Genomic DNA, 3265 nt, shown 5'->3' on the forward strand with positions numbered 1-3265 from the left:
GAGATGTCCCAGTAGCCGCCGAAAAAGTCGGCGGCGGTCGCGGCGGTAAGGCACCACACGTACCACGGAATCGAGGCGGTGCGCTCGGCGGCGACGCTACGAACGTCGGCGCGTTCGCGAAGGTCGAAGGTTGCGGCAACATTTCCCACGGCAGATTCTCCGCCACGATTGTAGCTACATCCGGCTCATCCGACCAGCGAGGTAACCCTGCTGCGCGCGAGGCGCGTTGCGCGGGCTTAGATAGGTGTTGTAGGTGGGATCTCTCGGGATCCCACCTTGCGACCCCGACCCTTGCTCACGCTGGATTGAGAGGGCGAATGTATTTGCCAACCTGGTTCATGTAGTCGCGCTTGCCGATATTGACGCCTTTGTGACGCAGGATGCCGTATGCGGTGACGACGTGGAAGTAGAAATGCGGCATCGCCCAATCTCTCAAGTATTCCAGTCCGTTCATTTCGAACTCGATGTTGTTTTCGGGGATCGGAATCGTGATCTTGCGATCCTCGGCGCCGTCCAATGTGTCTGCCCGTATGCTCTCTACGTACTTGAGCGTTTTGGAGATACGAGCCTTTAGCTCCTCGAGTGTCTTCTCGTTGTCCTCGAACTGCGGGGCGTCCTTGCTACTCAGGCGCGCCGTCGAATCAGTGGCTTGATCGCAGGCCATCTGCACTTGTCGCGCCAGCGTGTACATATCTGGCGCCAGCCGCGCATTCACCAGGTCTGCGGCATCGGATTTTTTCGCGCGCGCATACTCGGCTCCCTGGTCGAGAACGTGAGATAGCGAGCGCAGCATGGGCACATACGTTTCAATCGCCATTGCGTAAATCGAGACCTTCATTGTGACTCCTTTCTCGCAGGTTAAATGCGCTTCGAACTTTCATACCCAGAGCGGAGGCACCTCGACAACACCTGATTCGCGGCGTGCGGCGCGATGTTTGAAAAACACCATCACCTGCGCGGTGGGCGCAAGCGGTGACCCCTTGACCCAGTGTCAATCGCAAAATCCCGCGGACGGTCTTTTGCTTTCGGTCCATCATTAGGGGGACTTTTCCGGCATCCAGGAATCTGTTTACCTCGCGCGCGATTGACTTACGACACGCACGCGCGGATATTTTCATCAACTCCCTGACGGGAGGTGCACACGCAATGAATACCAACTTGAAAGATCTTGCCGAATCGCACACGACGAGTGCACCTCCGCTGAGCGGTAGTCGCCGGTAACCGACCGGAAATTCCCCGACATCGTAGCCACGGAGGCGAAAGCTTCCGTGGCTTTTTTGTTTCCGTGGCCCGCTTCGCGCGGAAGCCCCGCGCGTACGCGATTCGAGGATTCGATTTCAAAATCGCAAATGGAGGACGAAGCCATGACGGAAAATGCGCGACAGAAAATCAGAGCAGCGCGAACGCAACTTCCAACTATTGAGGCAAGAGATGACTACTGCTTTAGAGATCGATGAAGGATTACTCGACGCGTTTATCGGCGATGGATCGATAACCGACGTCCTATATGTAGTTCGGAGCGGGAAAGAAGCTACTGTGTACTGCTGCCGCGGCGCGGACGCGTCGGGCGGCGGGCTGGTCGCAGCGAAAGTTTACCGTCCGCTCGAGCGGCGCAATTTTCACAACGATGCGATCTATCAGACCGGGCGTGACGCCGTGCTGAGCAGTCGCACAAAACGCGCGCTGGCGAACAAGAGCCGTCACGGGCGCGATGTGCAATACGGTACCTGGATCAACGCCGAATTTCAGACCATGCGGATGCTTCATGGCGCGGGCGCAGACGTGCCCGAGGTATTCTCGCGATCGAATGGCGCGATCCTGATGGAATATTTCGGCGACGAGGAAGCCGCCGCGCCGATGCTCAATCGCGTTACGCTGCCGCGCGAGGAGGCGGAGAAATCTCTGCGCCAGATTATCGACAACGTCACGTTGTGGCTCGCCAACCATCTCGTGCATGGCGACTTGTCGCCGTACAACCTGCTTTACTGGGAGAATCGAATCGTCGCGATCGACTTTCCGCAAGCAGTCGATGCGCGGGTCAACCCGAGTGCGAGGTCGCTGCTCGGCCGCGATCTTGAAAACGTCTGCGGGTATTTCGTGAAGTACGGAATTCGTGCGGACGCGATGAGGATCGCGAACGCATTGTGGGCAAACTACCAGGCGGGCAGGTTGTGATGAGCACCGATTGAATGAACGATAGAGTTTAGATATGGCCAGGCAAATCGGTCCGGTTAAAGCCCGCATCGAATACACGGGTATCACCGCTGTCACTGCGGCGCTGCGAGCGATGCCATTGGAGCGCGCGGTGCGGGCGGGCGCGCGGCTGGGCGGATGGGCGATGAATTTCGACCGGCCCAACCGGCCGATCGCGATCAAAAATCTCGAGATCGCTTTTCCCGAGATGGCTCCCGCGGCGCGCCTTAGCATTCTCCGCAAGATGTATCGCAGCTGGGGGCGCGTGCTCGCCGAATGGACCCACTTGCCCGAACTCAGCCGCGCCAACGTCGAGCAGGTCGCGACTTACGAGGGCAAGGAACACTGGGACGAGGCCGAGCGCCGCTCCAACGGCCGCGGCCTGTTCGTGCTGACCGGGCACTACGGAAATTTCGAGTTGATGCAGATTGCGCAGTCGGTTTACGGCTACCGCCTCGCTATCGTGCACCGCGCGCTGCGCAATCCGCTCATCGACGCCGCCATCTCGACCCAGCGGATCCGCTACGGCAACCGTATTATCGAGCGCAAGGCGGGCGGGCGCGAGATGATGAGGATGTTGCGGCAGAACTGGATGATCGCGATCGCGCTCGACCTCGACGTGCGCAAAGGCGTGTTCGTGGATTTCTTCGGGATGCCGGCCTCGACCAGCGACGGCATCGCGCGGCTGTCGATCGTCACCGGCGCTCCGGTAATGCCGGTGTTCATGGTGCGCCAGGGCGACACTGTCCATCACAAAATTACGATTCTGCCAGCCTTCTATCCTGAGAAAACTCGCAACCGCGAGGCGATGGTGCGCGAGTACACGCAGCAATACAGCAACACGCTCGAGCAGATGATCCGCGCGCATCCGGATCACTGGAACTGGATTCATCGGCGATGGAAAACGCGCCCGCCCGGCGAATCGCGCTTCTACTAGGTCATTTTTGGCGGTGGCGACGACGCGAACTCGGCTTTGAGCGCGTCGTAGCTTTTCAGATCGTCCATCGTGCGGAAGTAGCCGGTGTGAACGTAGCCGAAAACCGGTCGAGCATTGGCGACCATCGGGGCGAAC

The 3265-nt window shown here is 59.2% G+C and carries 3 protein-coding genes; 2 read left to right on the plus strand and 1 reads right to left on the minus strand.

Annotated features, from left to right (window positions below):
• Positions 1–295: 295 nt before the first annotated feature.
• Positions 296–838 (minus strand): DUF1993 domain-containing protein, encoded by a 543-nt coding sequence (locus tag VIW95_RS03575; protein WP_331584041.1) that lies wholly within the window; start codon positions 836–838, stop codon positions 296–298.
• A 593-nt stretch (positions 839–1431) separates the two neighbouring features.
• Between VIW95_RS03575 and VIW95_RS03580 the strand changes: the two genes are divergently transcribed.
• Together VIW95_RS03580 and VIW95_RS03585 are read left to right on the plus strand one after the other, a co-directional pair.
• Positions 1432–2175, plus strand: a complete 744-nt coding sequence (locus VIW95_RS03580) for an RIO1 family regulatory kinase/ATPase (RefSeq protein ID WP_331584042.1) — start codon at positions 1432–1434, stop codon at positions 2173–2175.
• 34 nt (positions 2176–2209) lie between these two features.
• Positions 2210–3130 (plus strand): lysophospholipid acyltransferase family protein, encoded by a 921-nt coding sequence (locus VIW95_RS03585; RefSeq protein WP_331584043.1) that lies wholly within the window; start codon positions 2210–2212, stop codon positions 3128–3130.
• Positions 3131–3265: the final 135 nt, after the last annotated feature.

The organism is Binatus sp. (SeqCode) (genome assembly GCF_036522015.1).
In the GTDB taxonomy this organism is placed as follows: Bacteria; Desulfobacterota; Binatia; order Binatales; family Binataceae; genus Binatus.